Genomic DNA, 1,680 nt, shown 5'->3' on the forward strand with positions numbered 1-1,680 from the left:
AGTGGCTGTTGTTGTACCGATCTTGGGGTTTGTCGATCGAACGGGAGTCTCGATTGGGTGGTCGCGGGGTGCTCGGCGCATACGAGCAGGGCCTCCTGAACAGCTCGTTGGTGTCTAATCACCGAGCAGCAGGAGGCCCCGGTGCCGCAGTCTTCCGTGCCGATGCCCGGGCAGTCCAACCCGGCCACCCGGGAGTGTGACTGTCTGGCTCACCAGTTCGGGAACGCCGCCGACCATCCGATGCGTGAGCGCCGGTACCCGACCGATATGACGGACGAGGAATGGGCCGTCGTCCGCCCGCTGCTGCCGGTGCCGGGCTGGCTGCGCGGCCGTGGCGGACAACCGGAGGCGTACTGCCACCGGCAGATACTGGACGCGATCCGCTACCTGGTCGACAACGGAATCAAGTGGCGGGCGATGCCGGCCGACTTCCCGCCGTGGGACCGGGTGTATGCGTTCTTCCGCCGCTGGCGCGAGAACGCCCTGGTCCAGGAGTTCCACGACCGGCTGCGCGCGCAGGTCCGCGAGAAGCTGGGCCGGGATGCGGAGCCGACGGCCGGGGTGATCGATTCGCAGTCCGTCAAGGCGGACGCCGTGGTCGGCGCGGACAGCCGTGGCTTCGACGGCGGCAAGCTGGTCAACGGGCGCAAGCGGCACGTCGTGGTCGACACCCTCGGCCTGCTGCTGGGCGTGATGGTCACCGCCGCGGATGTCGGCGACCGCGCCGCCGCCCAGGTCCTGCTGGCGCGGGTGGCCGCCGCGCACCACCGGCTGGAGCTGGTGTGGGCCGACAGCGGTTACACCGGCAGCCTCGTCGAGCACTGCCTGGCCACGTTCGCCCTGGTGCTGGCGATCGTCAAACGCAGCGACGACATGCGCGGCTTCGTGGTGCTGCCCAAACGGTGGATCGTCGAGCGGTGTTTCGCCCACCTGATGCGCAGCCGCCGCCTGGTCCGCGACGTCGAGCGCCGCACCAGCAGCGCCGAGGCGATGGTCTACTGGTCGATGGCCATGATCATGACCCGTCGCCTGGCCCGGCCACCCCGCGGGCAGGCGTGAACCGGCCCGGCGCCGGCTCCACCGCCCAGCCGCGGGCCACCAGGCGCTTGGCCTTCGACCGCAGCGCCTCCACCCGCGCCGGCACCACGTCCATGCCGAACTCGGCCGCCAGCTCCTGACAGGTCACCGGCCCCTGCCCGAGCCGGGCCCGGTCCGCTGCCACCTGCAGGATGCGCTGGTAGTCCACCGGCAGCGCCGACCAGGCAAGCCCCTGGCGCCACACCGGCACCTGCGACTTCGGCCTCGCCGCCTGCGGCACCTGCGGCGTCCTTCCGGTCTGCTCCTCGGCGGCCGGCGCGGTCCGGTCGGCCGCCGCGGGGTCCTGCCCGGTCTCGTCCGCCGGGGCCAGCACCTCGCCGACCTTCGAGCGGGCGATGGCCCACTCCTTCCATTCCCGCTCGGCCACGGCCAGCTCGGCCTGAATACGGTCGGCCTCCTCTCGCAGTTCGTCCACCCGGCGGCGAGCACCCAGCTCGCGCTGTTCCAGCAGTCCGACCACCGACGGCATCCACGACCCCCACAGCAGCGACGACATGACAGTTCGTCACTCCCACCAGATCGCCGCCCCTATGCCCCACCAGCGAAAACGCAGTCCTCACGTCCGGAAAGACAACAGCTTCT

General features: G+C 71.1%; 2 protein-coding genes. One reads left to right on the forward strand and one right to left on the reverse strand.

From position 1 onward, the window contains the following. Nucleotides 1–267: 267 nt before the first annotated feature. On the forward strand, nucleotides 268–1,059 hold the full coding sequence (locus C1I97_RS36760; RefSeq protein ID WP_181447089.1) for an IS5 family transposase: 792 nt from the start codon (nucleotides 268–270) through the stop codon (nucleotides 1,057–1,059). Here the strand turns inward: C1I97_RS36760 and C1I97_RS36765 are convergent. Continuing rightward, entirely contained in the window at nucleotides 1,016–1,567 is a 552-nt protein-coding gene (locus tag C1I97_RS36765) for a hypothetical protein (protein WP_111007221.1), read from the reverse strand. The genes C1I97_RS36760 and C1I97_RS36765 overlap by 44 nt on opposite strands. Nucleotides 1,568–1,680: the final 113 nt, after the last annotated feature.

This window comes from Streptomyces sp. NTH33 (assembly GCF_003236365.1).
Lineage (GTDB): Bacteria > Actinomycetota > Actinomycetes > Streptomycetales > Streptomycetaceae > Streptomyces.

What these genes read in the sequence shown, in the direction of transcription:
- C1I97_RS36765 (WP_111007221.1), bottom strand. Translation starts at nt 1,567, where the DNA reads ATGCCGTCGGTGGTCGGACTGCTGGAACAGCGCGAGCTGGGTGCTCGC.
- C1I97_RS36760 (WP_181447089.1), top strand. Translation starts at nt 268, where the DNA reads ATGACGGACGAGGAATGGGCCGTCGTCCGCCCGCTGCTGCCGGTGCCG.